General features: G+C 76.1%; 1 protein-coding gene. It reads left to right on the top strand.

Annotated elements, in window-relative coordinates; genetic code table 11:
- On the top strand, window positions 1-757 hold a 757-nt coding region (locus ADK55_RS17750), incomplete at both ends, for a PAS domain-containing protein (protein ID WP_159041438.1).

The following is a 757-nucleotide window of genomic DNA, read 5'->3' on the forward strand; positions in this document are numbered from 1 at the left end:
GTCTTCGCCTACGCGACCGCCCGCGGCCAGGCCGAGGAGGCCGCCCGCCTCCAGGCCGGCGCCGTCGCCCGCGCGGTCGCCGACTCGCCCTCGGTGGTCGAGGCGGTACGGGGCGCCGGACGCGGGACCGACCCGTCGGCGGCGCTCCAGCCCTACGCGGAACGGGTACGGGTCGACTCGGGCGTCGACTTCGTGACGATCATGTCCCCGGAGGGGCGGCGCTGGACCCACCGCGACCCGCGCCGCATCGGCGAACCCTTCCTCGGGAACACCGCCCCGGCGCTGCGGGGCGAGACCTTCGGCGAGACCTACACCGGCACCCTCGGTCCGTCCATCCGCGTGGTCACCCCGCTGTTGGACGGCGGGCGCGTCGTGGGCATGGTCAGCGCGGGGATCACGGTCCGCGCGATCAGCGACCGGCTGGCCGGGCAGCTCTCGGCCCTCGTGTGGGTCGCGGCCGGCGCCCTCGCCCTCGGCGGCGTGGGCACGTACGTCGTCAACGCCCGACTGCGCCGGCACACCCACGGCATGAACGCCGCCGAGCTGAGTCGTGTGTACGACTACCACCAGGCGGCCCTGCACGGGGTGCGGGAGGGCCTGCTGATGCTCGACGGCCGGCGCCGGATCACCCTGATCAACGACGCGGGCCGCGAACTGCTCGGCCTGTCCGGCGAGGTCAGGGGCACCGGTGTCGCCGACCTGGCGCTGCCCGCGCCCCTCACCGGAGCCCTGCTCGCGGACCGGCCCCGGGTGGACG

It is taken from the genome of Streptomyces sp. WM4235 (assembly GCF_001279725.1).
GTDB lineage: Bacteria > Actinomycetota > Actinomycetes > Streptomycetales > Streptomycetaceae > Streptomyces.